The following is a 17,803-nucleotide window of genomic DNA, read 5'->3' as shown; positions in this document are numbered from 1 at the left end:
GCGCGCGCCGCCTCCCATCGGACGGGCCGACGTCGCTCCACGGCCCTCTGCGAGGGGCCCATCATCGTCCCGCCCTCGCGGAGGCGAGGGGGAGCACCCACCGGGTCGGCTCGACCTGGCCGCCCTCGCCCTCCACGGCGAGATCGACAAGCGCGGCCATCCTCCTCGCGATCTCCGTGAAGGTATCCTCGGCCTCGCGATCCTCCGGCAGGCGGTCTGGCAGGGTGGGGCGCGTGCGGTGGATCCAGTAACGCTCGGGAAGGCGCGCTCCCGGGAAGGCGCGGTGCAGCTCCTCCATCCCGCCGATGAGCGCCACGAGCGCGCCCATGGTCGCCGTGCCGTTGTCGGAGTCCCACCCGGACAGGGTGCCGATCCGTACGGTGCGCAGGAAGCTCCCCTCACCGAACAGAAGGGCCATCGTCCCGGTCGCCAGGTTGATCGCGGACTCCGTGAACCCTCGATAGACGAAGCCGTGCTCCGAGGCCCGCTCCTGGTAGCGCTCCGCGATCGCGTCACGGACGCTCTCCCACGCGTCGCGATCCTCGACCGATAGATACGCGGAGAGCACGAAATCGATGACATCGGCGGCCTTCGACCCGTCCGGCAGGTAGCTCCTGGCCTCGCCGACGATACGCACGATCTCCTCTCGCCTCGGCTTTTCCAGATCGACGGTCGCCGCGAGCGAGAAAAGGAGGGCATGGAACCGCGCGGCGTGCGCGGCGTGATCGCGGGCCGTGGTCCGGATGGGAAGGTCGGAGATCCGCTGCGCGAGCTCCGGCATGCCGGGCGCGAGCGCGCCGAAGATCTCCGTGGTGAGCTGCGCGTCGATCTGGAGCGCGTCCGGATTGAGCGCCGGATCGCTCGTGGCGGGGGGCAGCACCCCTCGCTCCAGGAGATCGCGCGCCCTCCGGTTGGAGACCCAGATGAAATCGTTGATATGCGCGCGCCACCCGTCCCGGATCTCCTCGGGAGAGAGGAAGAGCGTCCCCGCCTCGGTCATGAGGTGCAAGTAGACATATTCGATGTCGGTGTCGTCGTCGGCCGGGCAAGGGTCGAGGAGCACGAAGTCGATCCGCGCCCCGTCGCGGCCCAGGGGTTTCCCCCAGTCGGCGTCGGTGAAGAAGGGGCGCTCGATGCGGACGCCTTCTGTCCGCAGCCCCGTCCAGTTGGCGATGCACGCGCCGATCCACATCGCGCGGAGCCGCTCGGCGTACGCTGCGCGTTCGAGCTGCGCCCGCGGCCTGGCGGACACTCCCGGCGGGTCCCGTTGCTCCACAGGATCGGCGAACGCGCGCCTCGGCGGGCCATGTTCGCCCGCGAGCGGCGCGATCGAGAGGAGCGCGAGCAGCAGGCCACGCTTCCGCGCAGAAGGCCCGATGTGGGGTGTCCCCTGGACGAGGCGTCGAGAGCCGCGGGTGCGCATGAGTTGCTCGCCGAGCGCGCGCCCGAAGCGTCGCGCCTTGTCTCGATTCGCGTTGATGCAAGCGAGGTACCCAGACGAGCCCGCTGCCCAGGCGCCGTCGGCACCATTAGGTTGTGATCATGAGCACCGGAGTTCGCCACGGGCGCCTCACGGGCGCGCGCCTGGACCTCTTCGTCTCCCGCGCGGCCCGCTATCTCCTCGGCGCGCCGCTCGCCATCGCGCCGGGCGCCGCGTCGATCGATCCGGTGCTGGAGGATCTCCTCTCCTTTCACCCCGGGTGGGTCACCCGGAGCGTGACCACGCACGACCCCGCGGGCGGCAATGACGATGGCTACCGCGCGGGTGTCGCGCTGGAGGGGGAGCACCGGGTCCTGTTCCATGCCCGCGGCGAGGGGAGAATCACGCGGATATGGATGACCGCCCCGCGCGCGGAGCTCGAGAAACCGGACCAGGAGATCTGGATCGAGATCGACGGACGCACCGCGTACCGCGGGCCGCTCCTCGGCTTCTTCGAGGGCCGAGGCCCCTGGCGATCGCCCCTCGCGCTCGGCGTCGACGCGAGCTCGGGTGCATTCACCAGCTACGTCCCCTTCGCGTGGTCCAGCGAGGCGAAGGTCCGCTTCCGGGGCGTCCCCATCTATTACCAGATCACCTACCGCGAAGGTCCCGGCGCCGCCTCGGGCCCGACGTCCGAGGAGCTCGCGCGATTCATGACCGAGGACTGGACCGCCACCCTGCCTGCCCCGTCGCACCGGCAGGCCCTGGGCCCCGGCGCCCCGCTCCTCCTGGCGACAGGCCCCGCGACGGTATCGGGTCTCGACATCCGGATCCCTGCGGGCAGCTTGAAGGACCTGGAGGTGAGGATCGGCGGGCAGCCGCCTGTGCCCGCGTCCTTCTTCTTCGGCCTGGCCAGCACGGGCGCCGAGACCGACGGCGGATGGACCACCTTCCGGAGCGCGCTGCACGCCGCCTGGGCGCCCGACGCCGGAGGGGCCGGCAGGCTCGCGACGCGCCTGCCCATTCCGCTTTCCGAGGGAGAGACGCTCTCGGTCGAGGTCGCGCTCGGGGGGGGTACCTCGGATATCGAGGCGGCCGTCGACCTCGCGCCCGTCCACCGCGGCGTGCGGCTCCTCGCGCAGTACCGCGATCAGACGGCCCCCGGGCGCGAGACGACGATGCCGCTCTTCGAGAGCGATGAGCCGCTCCAGTTCGTCGCCCTCCTCGAGCACCTCAGCGGCGGCCGCCCGGGCGACCGATTGTACCTCGAGGGTGACGAGATGATCCGGACCGACGGGATGTCTTACCCCCTGCAGATCGGGACTGGCACCGAGGACTACTTCAACGGAGGCTTCTATTTCCTCGGCGCGCACAGCAATCCCTTCAGCGGCCTTCTCCGCCTCCTCGTCATCGATCCCGAGGATGGCTGGAGACGCGCCCGGTTCGACCATTCCCTGTACCGCCTGCACGTGGCCGACCCCATCGTGAGCCGCTCTGGCATGCGCTTCGGCGCCGAGGCCGGGCCGACCGGCGCCTACACGCCGCTGCGGGTGCGCTCGCTTGGCCTCGCGTACGCGTTCTCGGATCACCGCGAGATCGGTGAACAGAAGGTCCGCGTGCGAGGGAAGCGGCACGTCGCGCGCTCGGCCGTCGACGCCGAGCGCTCGGAGCCCCGGCGGTCCTTCTGGCTCCGTGAGGGCCGCGGCGTCACCCGGATCGAGCTCGCGTGCCCGCCCGAGGCGCGCGGGCTCCTGCTCCTCCGCGCGTACTCCGCGGCGGAGGCCCCCCAGACGGCGCGCGTGAGGCTCGACGGGCGGGAGGTCGGCGTGCTCCACGAGATGCAGGCAAACCCTGTGCGGTCGCTCGCGGAGGACGCGCTCTGGGTCGACTTGCTCCCCGGTCAATGCGGCGCGGACAGGCGCCCCGTCCTCGAGATCGACGCGCGGAGCTCCCCCGCGCCGTGGAGCGAGGCCGGCTACACGCTGCGTTTCTTCTCCGGACCTCCCGCGCCGCGGCTGACGCAGGGCCCCGCGGTGAAGATCTTCGATACGGACAGCCTCCCCGGGGGCCCGTTCTACGTGAATGACCACGCGGTGATCCAGCTCTCCGACGGCCGCTGGATCCTCACCGGTATCTTCGGCCACGAGCCCTATCGGCCGGAGGCCGAGAGCGCGTTCGTCCTCGCCGCGGCGCCCGGCCCCGGCCCGGCGCGCTGGGTCGAAGCCGCCTCGCCGAGCTTCGCGCTGGCTCCCGAGCGCTTCTCCACCCGCGCCCTCCCCGGCGAGCGCTGGATCTGGGCCCCGCACGTGGTCCGGGACCGCGACGGCAGCCTGGTCATGGTCTTTCACGTGGGCACGCCCGACCCCGACCGATCCGGCTTCCGGATCGCGCGCTCGCAGGACGGTGTCACCTGGACCCGGGAGGGAGGGACGCTCTTCGAGGATATCTGCGTCGCCCGCGATCCGATGCTCATTCGGCTCGGCGACCTGTGGGTGGTTTACTATACGCGCTGCGCGTCGCGGGAGTCACGCCTGAGCGGCGTCGGTTACCGCACGTCGCTCGATCTCGTCCACTGGAGTCCACCGGCCATGGCGCTCACGCTCGGGCCGGAGACGGCCACGCAGAACAGCGGCCATACCGAGTCTCCGTTCGTATTCGAGCGGAAGGGGTGGTTTTACCTGACGATCACGAGCTATCCTGTCGACTACGACGCCACGTTCGTCTACCGCTCGCGCTCGCCGTTCGCGTTCGCGCCGCACCCGATCGCCCGGCTGCGCGCGCACGCGGCCGAATGGGTCGCGGAGGGGGGCGGCCTCGGCGCGGGGCGCCTGTTCTTCACGCACGCAGGGGCCGGCAAGGGCGGCGTATTTCTCCAGGAGCTCTTCGGCCTCTGAGCCGCGCCCGCTGGTGGCCGCGCGCGCGATGGGCTACCGGTGCGCCTCGGGCCGCCCCGCGGCGGAGCCGGGGCGCTCGGGGCGCAGAGGTGGTTTCCCATGACGGTCGTCGGGTGGAAGGCTTTGGCGCGGCGCGTGATCCAGCACTCGCCGTGGCGGAGGATCGAGGACGTCACCTTCGAGCTTCCGGACGGGCAGGTCCGCACGTTCTCGCTGAAGAAGGAGGGGCGTGTCGTCTGCATCCTGGCCATCTCCCGGGAGAGGCGGGTGATCCTGGCGCGCCAGTACAGGCCGGGGCCCGATCGGATCCTCGACGAGCTCCCCGGCGGCGGCGTCGAGCCGGGCGAGACCCCGGAGGCCGCGGCGGCGCGCGAGCTGATCGAGGAGACGGGGTATGTCGCCGGGCGGCTCCTGCCGCTCGGACGCCCGCTGGAGTGCGCCTACTCGACCATCGAGCGCCACGCGTTCCTGGCCGTGGAGTGCGTGCGCGAGAGGGAGCAGGCGCTCGATGAGACCGAGTTCATCGACGTGATCGAGAAGCCGATCGAGGATTTCGTCGCTCAGCTCAGGGAGGGCGCCTGCACGGACCCGGAGGTCGGCTGGATGGGGCTTTACGAGCTGGGCTGTCTGAGAGCGCACGCGTAATCCGCGCCGCGGCGATCCCGCCGCGGGCGCTGCGAGCCCTGCCGGCCGCTGGCTGGGCTATGCTGGAGGCCATGCCCAGGCACGAACACGTCCTCCTCGCCCCCGGCGCAGGCGCGTCGGGTCGCACGCTCCAGACGCCTTCGAGCGGCAGGGCCCGCCCGCACGTCGATGACCGGCTGGCCCCGCCCGAGACGCGGGTGGAGTACCTCGACGGCGCCGAGCTCTTCGCCGCCCCGGCCGATGCGCCGCACGCGACGCAGCATTTCGATCTGACCTACGTCCTCGGCGCCCATGTCGCCGCCGGCTACCGGGGCGCCGTCGACATGCTCACCCGGGCCGATGACGGCAGCGATTATGCGCCCGACGCCAGCGTCTTCTCGCAGAAACCCGATCGCGGAGGCCATCGGCGGCTGGAGGAGCTGGCCTTCGAGGTCAGCGACAAGCAAGCCCTCGCCGTTCCGACCAGCAAGGCGCGCCGGCTGATCGATCGGGGCGTGCGGCGGGTGTTCTGCATCCTGGTGAAGCAGCGCCGGGTGCTGGAATGGTCGCGCGAGACCGACGGCTGGCAGCCGCTTGCGAAGGATGCGGTCATCGAGGACCGATGCCTCGTGCGCCCGCTGCCGATCCAGGCGCTGCTCGACGCCACCTCCTCGGACGACGCCGTGGCCCGCGCGCTGCTCGAGAAGCGCGTGCCGGCGCTCGAGGCGGCGGTCGCAGAAGGCGAGGCGCGCGGCGCGCTGCTCGGCGAGGCGGTCGGAGAGGCGCGCGGCGCGGCGCTCGGAGAGGCGCGCGGCGAGGCGCGCGGCGCGGCGCTCGGAGAGGCGCGCGGCGAAGTCAGGATGGCGCAGGAGGCCATCACCACGGTGCTGCAAGCGCGCGGGGTCGTGGTGCCGGCCAAGGTGGCTCGCGCGATCGCCGGCTGCGACGATCCGACCAAGCTGCGGCGATGGCTCAAGCGCGCAGCCACCGCGGCCACGGCGGCCGAGGTCGTCGCGGGCTCCCGGCGCAAGCGTTGACGGTCGCCGTCAGTCGCTCTCCCCGCCGCGGCGCACGTGCTTCTTCTCGCTCGTGCGCCGCTTCTCGTCGAGCCGCCTCCTCTTCGACGCCCGCGTCGGCCGCGTCGGCCTCCGCAGCACCGGCACCTCGAGCGCGCGAAGGATCAGCGCGCGCAGCTTCTCGCGCGCATCCTCCAGGTTGCGCTGCTGATCACGCGTGAGCTGACTTACTATAAGCAGGCGTCCCTCGGCGTCGAGCCGGCCATGCGCCAGCGCGTGCAGCCGCGTCTTGGCGCCCTCGTCGAGCTCCGGCCACGCGGCGAAGTCGAACCGCAGCTCGACCTTGGAGGCGACCTTGTTGACGTTCTGACCGCCGGGCCCCGACGCGCGCACGGCGCTCCAGCTGAGGAGGGCGGCCGGGGCGGTCAGCGCATCGTTGATGACGAGGGGGTGGGACACGGCGGCTCGCTCTGCTCTGCGGCGGGCGCGAGCGCCGCGCGGAGCGCCTGACCCCTAGCACGCGGGGGCGGCGGCGCCGTCGCTCCGGACGCGACGGAGGATGAGCTCCTCCAGCCAGCGCTCGAACGCCTTGCCCTCGCGCTCGTCGGGGTCGTCGCGGATCACCTCGACGCCCTTCTCGGCGCGGCCGCCGCTGCGCTCGATCAGGGTCTCGACGAGCGAGGTCCACGTGTACGTCTGGATCGCCCCGCCGAGGGTCTCCATCACCAGGAGGTCGGCGAGGGTCGAGGCGCGGTTCCACGTCTGCACCTCGAAGCGGACCGCCCCGTCGCCTCCGGGCGCGGTGTCGGCCAGGAAGCGCACGGCGCCGGCGAGCGGGTGGCCCTCGAGGGTGGCGAGGGTGATCGCGCGGGCCGAGACCTCCTCGACGCGCACCTGGACGTGCCCGCGCAGCGGCAGGGCCATCGTGAGCGTCGCGCCCGGCGCGATGCGCGTCGGGCTCTCGGGCTCGGCCCCGACGACGACCGTCTTGCGGGGGGTCAGCTCCGGGAGCTCGTCGCGCACGAGCGCGATGAGCCCCTCGGCGTCGAAGCGCGCCCCGCGGATCTCGGCGCTGTAGATCTTGCGGCGCATCGGGCCGAGCCCCTCGGACGGGAGCTGCTCGGGCAGCGAGTCGCCGAGCTTGACCAGGCTCTCGTCGAGGGGTGTCGCCTTGACGCCGAGCACGTCGAGGGCGTTCTCGCGCCCCTCGGGGATGACGTTGCCCTCGGTCACCATCGTGATCTGGTCGACGTTGACCGGCGTCTCGACGCCGAGCTTCGCCGCGAGCTTCGCCCCGGTCGACTCGATCCACGCCGGCAGCGGGAGCCGGGCCGGGTGCCGGTCGGTCATGGCCTCGAAGCGGTCGAGCACCTTGTTCATCGAGGTCACCTCCGGGCCCGCCAGGTCGAGCTCGCGCCCTGCGAGGTCGGCGCGCTCGACCGCGACGGCGAGGGCCTCGCCGCAGTCCTCGCACCAGATCGGCTGGAACGGATCGTCGCCCTTCCCGACGAGCGGCACGACCGGCAGCGCGCGCATCATCTTGAGCAGGAGCGAGACCTGGTCGTCGCCCGGGCCGAAGACGTTGCCGGGGCGGACGATGATCCACTCGCGCGAGAACGTGCGGCAGATCGCCTCGCCCTGCTGCTTCGAGCGATGGTAGTCCGACTCGCCGCGATCGGCGCCGAGCGACGAGACGTAGACGAGGCGCTGGACGCGCGCCCGCTCGGCCTCGGCGACGAGGTTGCGTGTGCCCTCGACGTTGACGCTCTCGAACGTGACCTCCGGCGGCCGCTCGGCGACGACGGCCGCCAGGTGGATCACCGCGTCGCACCCCTCGGCGGCGCCGTGCACCGACGCGGCGTCGCCGATGTCGCCGTCGAACGCCTCGACATCGCCCTCGAACGACCTGCGATCGTCGCTCGCGTGGCGCGACAGGAGCCGGACGCCGTGCCCTCTCCGCAGGAGTCGCCGCACCACCTCCGGGCCCACCACCCCTGTGCCGCCGGTCACAAGAACCTTCATTCCCCGTTCTCCTTTGCACCCACCGGATGGCCGACGAAAGGCGGCGGCCGTGCCAGGCCCGGCCCGCAGCGCGCCCGGGGCTTTCAGGTCCGGCCGCCGCCCTTGCGCGCGCCGCTCAGGATGCCTTGCGCCGCGCCGACTCCCACCCGCGCCGCACGGTGCCCTTCGCCTCGTCCCACGTGCGCCCGCTCTTGAGATCTGTCCACTCCTCCCTGAGCTTGCTCTCGACCCGATCGTCCCAGTCGCTGTGCTCGCTGTACTGGCTCGCCGCGCCCCAGCCGTAGCGCAGCCCCGGCTCGACCTCGTCCCAGTCGCTGTTCGGCACGTGGCGCGGCGGGATCGGCTGCTTGCCGAGCGCCTGCTTCACCGTGTCGTCGATGTCCTGGTCGAGCTCCTGCCCCTTGTCGTTGGTGAAGTCCGCCTTGGTCTGCTCCCAGTCGCGGCGCAGCGCTTCCTTCACGCGCTCCCAGCCGGACGTCCTCTGCTCATCCCACCACCTCGGATTGCCTGCCTGCGACATGGATACCTCCTCCGTTGTGCTGAAAGGGCCCGGCGCAAAGGCCGGGCCCGGTGCGTGGGAGGCGGCCGTTACACGAACGGTGCCGCCGCGAGCGGGCACCTAGAATCCTTCGGAATACGGTGGTTTACAGAGTTCACCGGGCCGCGACCTGCCCATCGCCTCGCCTCCGGAGGAGGCTCACCCGCGGCAGGGAGCCACGGATGAGACAAGCTGCCTCAGCTCATCCCGGGGGCGCTCCATGCAACGCCCGGCGCCGGGCGCGACGCGCCAGGGTCACCCTGCCGGGCGCGCGCCCTCGTCCCACGCCGGCAGCGCGGAGCGGTCGCCTGGATCGCGCTGGCTGCTGGTCCACGCCCTCGCTGTCTCGGCCCGCCGCCATGACGTCGGGTTGCCCCACCTGGGTCGGGTTGTTGGCGTGATGCCGGACGTCGGGCCGCGCACGGGTGCGGCAGCGACGCTGTATGCTACGAAGCTGGTCATGAACGGCGAGCGCGAGCAAGAGGAAGCGGGGAGTTCGGCCTCTGGCCCGCCCGCGCGACGTCCAGAGAGGGAGGAGGCGAGCGACATCGAACGAGAGATCAGGGCACCGAGGCCGATCTACATCCTCGGCTGGACCGTCGAGTTCGTGGTCTTTCTCTTCGTTCTGTGGGGCATCGTTTGGGTCCTCCTGCGAACCTGCAGCGTTGTTGACTAGAGTCCCGATCACGTTGATTTTTTGGGGCAATTCCGGGCGATCCGATGGAAGGATCGACAGTTCGGAGGGCCATGATCTCGTCCGCGCCGGGAGGTGCATGGAAGGAACGATGGTCGTCGCCAGGCGGTCGAGTGGCCGAAGCCCGTCTGTCCTGGTTAGGACCCTGCCGGTGCGAGGGTCGAAGACTTCGCGGCGCGTGACCCGTGGCGCTCGCGGAACGCATCGATCTCCCGCCGGCGCAGGCGGCCCTCGGCCATCCTGCCGCGCGCCTTCCGGCGAGGTGGTCGCCGTTGGATCGGGGGGGGTCGCGTTTCAGGCAAACGCGACCACTACCCCCGGGCTCGGCCGCGACCACGACGCGTCCTGGTCCCAGCGCGACCCGGCTCGCCCGCGACCACAACGCGTCCTGGTCCCATCGCGAGCCGGCTGGTGGTGGCCCGAATAGCCTCGCAAATCCCGGGTCTGGGCCACTCGAAACCGACGTTTGGGCCACTTGGCTCGGCCATGTGCCCGGGCTCACGTCGAGCCGGCTCCGCCGTGCCGGCGAGCGCGGGCCGTGGATAGCGTTTGCTAGATCTCGGACCGGCGCACGTTTCCGACGCAACCGGCGACGTACCCTGGTCGAACCATCGGGTATGTCGGTGACACTCAATTTAGGCGCCGGGCCCCGGGCGGACTTGACGGCGAACCTGGTCCATATGCCGCGGCATCCCAGATGGGCCCGCCCGTCTGTAAGCCATGCTCAACGGCGCCGGATCGTCAAGCGTTCAGTACAGTCTACGCGAGCGCGTAGTTTTATGTGTGCCAATGTACGCGTTCGCGTAGACTCCATGCATCCCACGTGCCCGCGGGGGCATGTCTGGCGCCTGGAACACGCGGATTCTCAGAATCCGCAGAAGTCTCACGCCTGGCGCGAAGTGCTAGGACATTTCCAGGCACTTACTGAACGCGCGACCAGACTTAAGTTACCCCGATGATGCGAACCGCGCTACGCGTTTTCCTCTTGCCGATCCTGCGCGCGGCTCTGGGCATGGCGTTGACATCTGACCGCAGGCAAGCACGATGCACCTTGCACCTACCAGGTGCACGGCGAGCGAGCACGACCATGGCAACCGCACACGATGTGGCAGCGTACATCCTCCAACAGCGCGGCCAGATGACGGCCATGAAGTTGCAGAAGTTGGTGTATTACGCGCAGGCGTGGCACATGGTGCGCGCGGACAAGACTCTTTTTGATGACGAGATCCAGGCGTGGGCGGCCGGACCCGTGATCAAGTCGCTGTATATTTCCCATCGTGGCCGATACACGCTATCTGCCGGAGATCTACTGGGGAACGTCGACGCTCTGGACGCCAGCGAGAGACGATCCGTCGACGTGGTGCTGGCCCACTACGGGGATAGGACCGCTGAGCAACTCAGCGAGTTGACCCACTCTGAGCCGCCATGGATCAACGCCCGCAAGGGCCTTGGTCCAACCGAGCGAGGGGATAAGACGATCGACCCGACGGAGATAGTGGACTATTACACAGCTTTTGCGCGACAGCAGCGTGAACGCGCACAGCGCGAACGCGGCTAGTGCCTGATGATTCGCGACAAAGCGAGGCGCATTAGCGCCACTATTGCGTCGTTTCTTGCGTCGTCGACCGGACGTCAGGCAGAGCTCGCCAACGTTGCCGCTACCGCCGAGTGGCTCGGATTTCTGAAGAGCCGATGCGATGGGGTGAATGACTGCCTTGATCTTGATGATGAGGCGCTTAAGCGCGAGTGCGAAAGCGAACTTGCAGCAATCGACAGCGAACTGGCGACCTTTAAGAACGAGTTTGCCTCTGCGCCGGCGTTCTTCCGACCACAGACAATAGACACAGATCCAGCTGTGCCAATGCTCGACGCGTCGGCCGACGCGTGGCGCAGCCAGAAGATCGTGTGGCGAGTCGGATGCTTTGATCTGGACCACCCCAAAAAGTGGCTCAATGAAGAGCAGTCAGAAGCTATACTGCATATCATCAGCAGGCTCAAAATATACGAGTCTTTCACGTGGAGCCAGCTCGACAGGGTTTCTGAGCAAAATCACCGATGGGAAGACTGGAGCAAATGGGAGGAGCCTTCTAGGGACAGGCTGCGGTACCTTTGTCTCGATGACCAAGAACAGTGGTACCAGTTGGACATATCCAAGCTGGGACGTTTATTTGGGTACAGAGACAGCAATGTGTTCAACGTTGTGTGGTGGGATCGGGACCACGAGGTATACAAGACCAAGCGTAAGCGTGCGTCACAGAGGTGACGCGCGCCGCGATCGCTTAGTGGCAGTTGCTTCGCCTGCCGTTCCGCTCCGTCGGTCACGCGCCGCAGCGCCACCTCTTCGGTGGTGCCCTAGTTAGGGCAGACAGCCCGCCGACCGCTTGACCCTCAGTCCAAGCCGACCGGCTCGCCGTCGTCCTGCCGGTCGATCCGGTCCCGCAGCCACGCCATCAGCGCGGCCTCCTCCACGTCCCACCCGTACCGCTTCATGAACTCGATGTGGGCAAGGTGCGCCTCTGGGATCACCTGCACCTTCGGGTCGTCCGCGTCCTCGCGGAGGTAGACGTCCGCCTCCGCGCGCTCGGCGTGGACCTCCCGCTCACCACGCGCCGCTCGCGCTCCGCCATGACGATCGTGGCCACGGCGGGCGCCTCCGGGAGTTCCACGCGCTTGGTGATGACGTTGCCGCCGTTCTCCAGGATGAGCCGCACGCGCATGCGCGACCCTACCACGCGCACCGCGCGGACCGCTGGCGCTCGCGACCGACGGCGAGAAAAATCCGTCAAACAGGCTGTAATCGCGCATGCGGGCTAGGACATCGCGCGTCCGAGCCACACGGAAACGCCGAGAAACATAGGCGTTCGGTGCTATCTTTCCAGGGTACTTAGCAAAGCGCCCCGCCCTCAGTTCGCACCTGAGAGCGGGGCTGCAACACACCCTGTGGTGGCCCACAGAGCGCGCGTCGCACCGCGAGCATGGGCCGGCCTGGGGAGAGAGGCAAGGCCCGTCATGCCCGCACCGCTCCCGCTGGAGACGCGCGTCCGCATAGCGTCCGCCCTGGTAGAAGGCAACTCCCTGCGCGCCACCGCCCGCATGGTCGAGGTGGCGCGGGGGACCGTGCTGGACTTCGCCCTGCGCCTCGGAGAGGGCTGCATCCGGCTCCACGGCCGCAAGGTGCGCAACCTGGCGGCGCATGTGATCCAGATGGACGAGATGTGGAGCTATGTGCAGAAGAAGCAGGCCCGTGTGACCGCCAAGGACGCCGCCGAGCATGGCGATGCGTACCTCTACGTCGCGCTGGACGCGAACACGAAGCTGGCGATCTCGTACCACGTCGGCAAGCGCGACGGGGAGAACACCGAGACGTTCGTCAAAGACCTTCGCGCGCGGCTCACGGTAGTCCCGCACGTCACGAGTGACGGCTGGCAGCCGTACATCGAAGCGATGTTCGCAAACTTCCGTGGATCTGCCGATTACGCCCAATGCGTCAAAAACTACCGCGGCGGACCGCAGCGCTCGCCTGACCACAGGTACGAGCCGACCCGGGATGTCTTCGTCACCAAAACACCCGTGTTTGGCGCACCCAAGGACGAACTCATGAGCACGAGTTTCGTCGAGCGCTTCAACCTGACCACGCGCCACACGGTCGGCCGCACGCGCCGGCTCTGCCTCGCCTTCAGCAAGACGATTCGCGGGCACCGCGCCGCGATCGGCCTGGGGATCGCCTCCTACAACTGGGTCCGCGCGCACGGCACGCTCGGCACCACCCCGGCCGTTGCGGCGGGCCTGGCAGAGCGCCCGTGGACCCTCGCCGAGTTGGTCACCGCGGCCCTTGCCGAGGAGGAGGAGACGGCGCCGCCCGTCCCGCAGCCGCTCAAGTTGGAGCCGCGCCCTGGTGAGGAGCCTGCGCCAGCGCGCGAGCTCCCAGGGGGCAGGGGATGGCTCCGGCTCGTCTCGCGCGGGTCAGGCCCGACGGCGCCATCGCCTCCGCAGCCGCCGCCCGTGGCGCTCGTCTCGGCCCCTCCGGAACCGGAGCCGCCCCCGTCAGAGCCGCCGCCCGCGCCGGGACCGAGACGCATGGAGCAGTTGAGCTTATTCGAAGAACAAATGTAGTCACTGAAGCCGACTGTGGGCACAAGCTACTTCATCTGCCGTGGAGCCTTATCGGTCGCTGCTGCCACCAACTGGCGCACTGACGAGCGGTCGGGCACCAGTTGTCGTGTCTCTTCTGACGCAGTTGCCGACGGCAAGAACTCGGCCCCGCGTTCCTGCAACGACGCAAGCCTTTGTATGGCTGCGCTAACGGCGTTCGCGCCCTCGTTCTTTTCCTGCGCAGAAAGCTTTGCCCCACCAGCCATTTCGATCGCCGCAACGGCAAGCTCGTTGGCTTTCTCCATGAGCCTTGCATCGTTGTCCATGGATACCCCATCAATAAGATTGGCCGGAATGTGGCTTTCCCGCATCATCAGGACCATTTGGGCGCGCCGACTGCGCTCTTGCAGATACAGATGAGTGTGGTGCAACAACACCGCAATGAATATAAGCGCAGCGTCCGACGCGGCCAAAATAGTCACATAAGACGAGCCAACATCAAATCCGGCAAACCCTACGGATTCCTTTTCGATCAAGGCAACCGGATGCGCGATAGATACCTTGATGTCGTTGAGGAAGTCCTCCAACTCGTCGATGCTCGTCAGTTCTGGCAACTTAACGTGGATGGCGAGCGGGCTCTCTTTCGGAATGACCGAACGTACCATGGCCATCAGGGCCAGCAGGAGGGCCCTGAGATTAGATAACTTCAAGTTCAGAGCGTCCCAAATATTTGGGAATACCACAACCGGATCCCCTGGCTCCGAGAACGTTGGGTCCTCGAGGATCTTCGAGGCGTGCGGAGCTACACCTGGTATTCTCGCAAGTTCTTTCAGAGCGTCTTGCAGCTTATGCCGGCGGAGTACCCTAACGCGCGAATTGCCATCCTGCGCCACGAACCGTTCGCTGGGCGGCTCAAGCCACTGAATGTTATTATTTATCCTATCGACGATTTCTCGTAGTCTCACAGACGAGCCCCTATGCGCGCCTATTTCGTTTGCCGCGCCTGCCTGATCTCTGGGAACTCTTTCTCTATCACGAGAGTTCTTCGATCGTCTATGGCGCGCCTTAGCCTCTGTTTATGCTCACGCGATAGCCCATTGGACTGCAAATGCTTTTCCGCGTATGCAATTTTTCTGTTTGCCATCCAAACGATGTACTTATCTGTTGCGTGAGCGTATAGGGCCGCAGCCGAGCGCGTAACCGCTCGCTGGACAAATGGCCAAGCGCCGGTACATGCGGAGCCTACAGCCGGCGCGATGAGCGCGAGGACTTCATTGTACGGAGGACGCGCAGAACGGGCGGATATCAATAGTACGCTGCCGACTGCGGCACCAATCGTACCACCCTCTAGCATCCGCCCTGATGTGATGGTGCTGGTAGGCTGGTCACGCTGGTCCATGCGATCCGCTGGCACTGTCGTTCTGCTGCGTCTTCAAGGCGTCAAAGATCGTTTTAGCCAGTTCATCGCTGGTCATGCCACGTTCCACGTGGATCTCCTTCGCGCCGATACGGAGCACGACGTCGGATGCGCGCGCGCGGTGCTTCAGGATGGCGCGCGTGCTCTGCACGATGCTGCCGATCGCGATGACAGCAACCAGAACTAGCAGTCCTACCGTGAGTGAGTCCATGACGCCGACCACCTATGGCATGGATATAGCAGTCGCAGGCGACGGGAGCCAATGCCAGCGTGGGCGGCAGGCTGAATTATAGCAACGGCGGAATAAGCGGAAACTTCCGTAAGTGCCTCAGCCGCTACCATGCCCCGATTCCTCGTCCATCTGCACCATGGCGGCGACCTCGCGGAGCGCCTCGTCCTTGGCCGTGATGGGGCGCGCTCACCGTCGCCGCCTGAGCTTCCGAACGAGGCGGGCACGAGCGCGCCGCAGGCGCCTACCTGTCGTGCCGGACGAAGAGCTGGTCGATGGCGTCGAGCGCCTGGATGGCGCCGAGCGCTTGCTGAGCGGCCTCGCGCGCGCTCTTCGTCTCGGCCTCGATGATCGCGTCGAGCACGGCGGCCCAGAGTTTGTCGCGGTTCCAGGGGCGCACGCCGCGGAGCTCCGCCAGCGCGGGGACCTCGCTCGCGATGAGGGAGAGGTCGTCGTCGCTCAGCACGCGCTTCCTGAAGTCGGGGCTGCTCATCGGCGCCACCTCCGCAGCTTCAGCGCCAAGGCTTCCCTGGCGATGCGGAGCCTGGACGCTGCGGTGCTCGGGTTCATCCGGCGGCACTTCGCGTATGCGACGAGCGACTCTGGCGAGTCGACGGAGAGCAACGCGTCCCGCTGCCACGGCGGCAGGCTGGCCATCGCGTCCAGGACCTCGCGCGCCTCGATCTGGGCGTGCATGTCGATGCCGACTGGCTCACGGAGCAGACCCAGCGGGCTCGGATGAAGCACGGCGCGCCGCACGTACGCGCTGTGGATGTAGTGCGAGGCGAGGCGCCACGCGATGCCGTGGAGCCACTTGCGGAGCGCGTCCCTGGGCTTGTCCCGCGGGTCGGGGCGGTAGAGCCCACGTCGGATGGCGTTCCAGGCGTTGAGCAACACCTCGGCCTCCACGTCGCGGCGGTCGCGCTTCGGGATGCCGGCGAGCGTCGCCAGGACGATCCCGCGTTCCGCAAGGATCGCCTGCATCGTCGGGCGCTGGCTTCGATGTCGTGCGGCAGGCGGGCTCTGCGCCCCCTTCCGCGGGCGCTTCACCCGCTCCTCCCGCACGCGGGGCAGCGGTCAGCCGCGACGAGCCCGCCGAGCAGCTGCTCAACGGTGACGCCAGCGGCCTTCGCGGCACGCTGCGCGGTCGCAGGGGAGCCCGGGGCCCGCCCGTTCGCGATGCTCTCGACCGCGACGACGGACAGGCCCATCACTTCGGCGACGCATGACCAGCTGCCGTACGCGGCGCGCAGGTTCCGCAGCGCTGCCCGGAGGCGCTTGCGCTGGGTCGGGGTGAGGGAGAGGCAGGGGATGGAACGGCGGCGCCGCGCGGGCGCACGTCCGCCTTCTTGCTCGCCCGAAGGCGAACGGACTACGGTCAACATGTCGGACCTCGTTAGTGCGGGGTTCGGCCACGACCCCCGGACGCCGGCAAGCGTCGCGGGGGTCACTACTTCGCGGTCGAAGCCTACGGACCAACTACGCGGTCACAACAGATATCGATATCTGGGCCACTACATTGTTGAGTCTGAGCCACTATGCGTGAGGAGAGGTGGTATCTGGGCCATCACCAGCCGGCTCGCCCGCGACCACAACGCGTCCTGGTCCCAACGCGACCCGGCTTGCCCGCGACCACAATGCGTTGTGGTCCCCTCGCGAGCCGGCTCGCCCGCGACCACAACGCGTTCTGGTCCATCGCGAGCCGGCTCGCCCGCGACCACAACGCGTTCTGGTCCATCGCGAGCCGGCTCGCCCGCGACCACAACGCGTCCTGGTCCGCGAAGTTGTATCCTATGAAGATTGCTTACATTTTAAAGCAAACGTGAGCCAAATCACAAGATAGACTCGATTCACGCCGGATCGGCCAGCGGCTCCTCTTCCGGTTCCACCGGCGCCTCCAGCGGCGGGCGCAGAGGAGAGAGAAATGAACGTGCCATTCCCCTGCCTCTCCTCTGTGTCCTGAGGACTCCCCTCAAATTTTTTCGGAAAATTCACAGGGAGGCGGGGAGGCGGGGAGGCGGGGAGTAAAATCTCAGAAAAACTCCCCGCCTCCCCGCCTCCCTGTTCAATTTCCCTCTGTGAATGGGCACAAAATAAGGGGATTCCCCAGCTCTGTGTCCTCTGTTGTTCATTCTCGGTCTTCAAGCGGATCGGTGCTCCAGGAGCCAATCGCCGCTCCCGGGTGAGCGCCGGCGCCGGCCGCGGGGCGCCGCGTGGGGTCACGGACCGAGCGGCGCGCGTTGCCCAGGGCGGAGGCGCGCGCTGCCCAGGGCGGAGGTGCGCGCGGCGCCTCGCCGGCTCTTGCCGCCCGACCGCGCCTTCTACTACCCTCTCGCCCATGGCCAACCCGACCGCGCTCCTCGAGACCTCCCTGGGCAACATCACGATCGAGCTCTACCTCGACAAGATGCCCATCACCGCCGGCAATTTCCTCAAGCTCGCGAAGAGTGGCTTTTACGACGGGCTGCACTTCCACCGCGTCATCAACGGCTTCATGCTCCAGTTCGGCTGTCCGCACAGCCGCGACCCGAAGAGCCCGCGGGCGGGCACGGGCGACGGACCCGACGGATGCATCCGGGACGAGCACCCGGCCGACGCCAAGCTCTCGAACGAGCCCGGCACGCTCTCCATGGCCAACACGGGCAGCCCCAACAGCGGCTCGTGCCAGTTCTTCATCAACACCGTCCAGAACGCCTACCTCGACTGGTTCACGCCCGGCCCCTCGAAGCACCCCGTGTTCGGCCGCGTGATCGAGGGCATGGACGTCGTGCGCAAGATCGAGACGGCGCGCACCGACGGAGGCGATCGGCCCCAGACCCCGATCCGCATGAATCGCGTCGTCGTGCAGGAAGCCTGA

General features: G+C 68.2%; 19 protein-coding genes. 8 read left to right on the top strand and 11 right to left on the bottom strand.

The features are described 5' to 3' along the window. Nucleotides 1–61 precede the first annotated feature (61 nt). Nucleotides 62–1,423, bottom strand: coding sequence for an ADP-ribosylglycohydrolase family protein (locus WMF17_RS11740; protein ID WP_437649463.1), 1,362 nt, complete (start codon nt 1,421–1,423; stop codon nt 62–64). Nucleotides 1,424–1,542: 119 nt separating this feature from the next. Between WMF17_RS11740 and WMF17_RS11735 the strand changes: the two genes are divergently transcribed. The 3 genes from WMF17_RS11735 (at nt 1,543) to WMF17_RS11725 (ending at nt 5,975) form a co-directional block, all read left to right on the top strand. Then, the gene (locus tag WMF17_RS11735; protein WP_437649461.1) at nt 1,543–4,314 is read left to right on the top strand and encodes a DUF2961 domain-containing protein; all 2,772 of its coding nucleotides are present in this window, start codon (nt 1,543–1,545) and stop codon (nt 4,312–4,314) included. 99 nt (nt 4,315–4,413) lie between these two features. Beyond that, nucleotides 4,414–4,959 carry an NUDIX hydrolase gene (locus WMF17_RS11730; RefSeq protein ID WP_437602128.1) on the top strand — a complete coding sequence of 182 codons (546 nt, stop codon included), beginning with the start codon at nt 4,414–4,416 and terminating at the stop codon, nt 4,957–4,959. Nucleotides 4,960–5,030: 71 nt separating this feature from the next. Continuing rightward, nucleotides 5,031–5,975, top strand: a complete 945-nt coding sequence (locus tag WMF17_RS11725; protein ID WP_437649459.1) for a Uma2 family endonuclease — start codon at nt 5,031–5,033, stop codon at nt 5,973–5,975. Nucleotides 5,976–5,984: 9 nt separating this feature from the next. On the opposite strand, the gene arfB is transcribed toward WMF17_RS11725, so the two are convergent. The 3 genes from arfB to WMF17_RS11710 form a co-directional block, all read right to left on the bottom strand. Continuing rightward, complete coding sequence (arfB, locus tag WMF17_RS11720; protein ID WP_437649457.1) at nt 5,985–6,413, bottom strand: alternative ribosome rescue aminoacyl-tRNA hydrolase ArfB; 429 nt, start codon at nt 6,411–6,413, stop codon at nt 5,985–5,987. Between the two features lie 54 nt (nt 6,414–6,467). Further along, nucleotides 6,468–7,976 carry a DUF1990 family protein gene (locus tag WMF17_RS11715; protein WP_437649455.1) on the bottom strand — a complete coding sequence of 503 codons (1,509 nt, stop codon included), beginning with the start codon at nt 7,974–7,976 and terminating at the stop codon, nt 6,468–6,470. A gap of 115 nt (nt 7,977–8,091) precedes the next feature. After that, on the bottom strand, nt 8,092–8,496 hold the full coding sequence (locus WMF17_RS11710; RefSeq protein WP_437649454.1) for a hypothetical protein: 405 nt from the start codon (nt 8,494–8,496) through the stop codon (nt 8,092–8,094). A 415-nt stretch (nt 8,497–8,911) separates the two neighbouring features. On the opposite strand from WMF17_RS11710, the gene WMF17_RS11705 reads away from it, so the two are divergent. From WMF17_RS11705 to WMF17_RS11695, 3 genes are all read left to right on the top strand, one after another. Next, complete coding sequence (locus tag WMF17_RS11705; RefSeq protein ID WP_437649452.1) at nt 8,912–9,190, top strand: hypothetical protein; 279 nt, start codon at nt 8,912–8,914, stop codon at nt 9,188–9,190. Between the two features lie 1,105 nt (nt 9,191–10,295). Further along, nucleotides 10,296–10,766: a Panacea domain-containing protein gene (locus tag WMF17_RS11700; RefSeq protein WP_437576432.1), complete on the top strand. Its 471-nt coding sequence runs from the start codon at nt 10,296–10,298 to the stop codon at nt 10,764–10,766. Nucleotides 10,767–10,772: 6 nt separating this feature from the next. Continuing rightward, the gene (locus WMF17_RS11695) at nt 10,773–11,471 is read left to right on the top strand and encodes a hypothetical protein (RefSeq protein ID WP_437576433.1); all 699 of its coding nucleotides are present in this window, start codon (nt 10,773–10,775) and stop codon (nt 11,469–11,471) included. Nucleotides 11,472–11,596: 125 nt separating this feature from the next. On the opposite strand, the gene WMF17_RS11690 is transcribed toward WMF17_RS11695, so the two are convergent. Then, on the bottom strand, nt 11,597–11,740 hold the full coding sequence (locus tag WMF17_RS11690; RefSeq protein WP_437576434.1) for a hypothetical protein: 144 nt from the start codon (nt 11,738–11,740) through the stop codon (nt 11,597–11,599). After that, on the bottom strand, nt 11,731–11,925 hold the full coding sequence (locus WMF17_RS11685) for a hypothetical protein (RefSeq protein ID WP_437576435.1): 195 nt from the start codon (nt 11,923–11,925) through the stop codon (nt 11,731–11,733). The genes WMF17_RS11690 and WMF17_RS11685 overlap by 10 nt, the downstream gene beginning before the upstream one ends. Before the next feature lie 292 nt (nt 11,926–12,217). Between WMF17_RS11685 and WMF17_RS11680 the strand changes: the two genes are divergently transcribed. Next, nucleotides 12,218–13,321, top strand: coding sequence for an IS1 family transposase (locus WMF17_RS11680; protein ID WP_437649450.1), 1,104 nt, complete (start codon nt 12,218–12,220; stop codon nt 13,319–13,321). A 26-nt stretch (nt 13,322–13,347) separates the two neighbouring features. On the opposite strand, the gene WMF17_RS11675 is transcribed toward WMF17_RS11680, so the two are convergent. From WMF17_RS11675 to WMF17_RS11655, 5 genes are all read right to left on the bottom strand, one after another. Next, nucleotides 13,348–14,265 (bottom strand): hypothetical protein, encoded by a 918-nt coding sequence (locus tag WMF17_RS11675; protein WP_437649449.1) that lies wholly within the window; start codon nt 14,263–14,265, stop codon nt 13,348–13,350. A 420-nt stretch (nt 14,266–14,685) separates the two neighbouring features. Continuing rightward, a complete protein-coding gene (locus tag WMF17_RS11670) occupies nt 14,686–14,928 on the bottom strand; it encodes a hypothetical protein (RefSeq protein WP_437649448.1) in 243 nt (80 codons plus the stop codon). A gap of 262 nt (nt 14,929–15,190) precedes the next feature. Continuing rightward, entirely contained in the window at nt 15,191–15,439 is a 249-nt protein-coding gene (locus WMF17_RS11665) for a hypothetical protein (RefSeq protein WP_437649446.1), read from the bottom strand. Next, complete coding sequence (locus WMF17_RS11660) at nt 15,436–15,996, bottom strand: RNA polymerase sigma factor (protein ID WP_437649444.1); 561 nt, start codon at nt 15,994–15,996, stop codon at nt 15,436–15,438. The genes WMF17_RS11665 and WMF17_RS11660 overlap by 4 nt, the downstream gene beginning before the upstream one ends. After that, nucleotides 15,993–16,331, bottom strand: a complete 339-nt coding sequence (locus WMF17_RS11655) for a transcriptional regulator (protein WP_437649443.1) — start codon at nt 16,329–16,331, stop codon at nt 15,993–15,995. The genes WMF17_RS11660 and WMF17_RS11655 overlap by 4 nt, the downstream gene beginning before the upstream one ends. A 953-nt stretch (nt 16,332–17,284) precedes the next feature. On the opposite strand from WMF17_RS11655, the gene WMF17_RS11650 reads away from it, so the two are divergent. Continuing rightward, nucleotides 17,285–17,803, top strand: coding sequence for a peptidylprolyl isomerase (locus WMF17_RS11650; RefSeq protein WP_437649441.1), 519 nt, complete (start codon nt 17,285–17,287; stop codon nt 17,801–17,803).

This window comes from Sorangium sp. So ce362 (assembly GCF_051519845.1).
Classification (GTDB): Bacteria; Myxococcota_A; Polyangia; order Polyangiales; family Polyangiaceae; genus Sorangium.
Note: the sequence above shows the minus strand (reverse complement) of the source record. Positions and strands in the feature narration are given on the sequence as shown.